Genomic DNA, 295 nt, shown 5'->3' on the forward strand with positions numbered 1-295 from the left:
CCCACCGAGGCGTGGGACGGCCTGGACCCCGCCGAGGTCCGACGACTCCTCGCCGAGATCGGCCGTGCCGAAGCACGCCTGTCCGCCCACAAGATGGCCGCCGCGCGGGTGCTTGAGAAGGCCCGCAAGGCTGCAGCGAATGGCGATGGCCCTCGAACCGGGACCGGTACCTCCACCGGGGCCACGATCTCGATCGACTTCGGTGGGGACCGCGGCGGGGCCGACGCCCTGGTCAACACCGCGCAGCGGATCGAGGAGCAGACCACCCTCATCGAGAACGCGCTCGCCTCCGGGG

Annotated in this window: 1 protein-coding gene; it reads left to right on the forward strand. The window is 72.2% G+C overall.

What is annotated here, in order from left to right:
* On the forward strand, window positions 1–295 hold a 295-nt coding region (locus ASF38_RS17775), incomplete at both ends, for a hypothetical protein (protein ID WP_162237280.1).

This window comes from Aeromicrobium sp. Leaf272, from assembly GCF_001422865.1.
Classification (GTDB): domain Bacteria; phylum Actinomycetota; class Actinomycetes; order Propionibacteriales; family Nocardioidaceae; genus Aeromicrobium.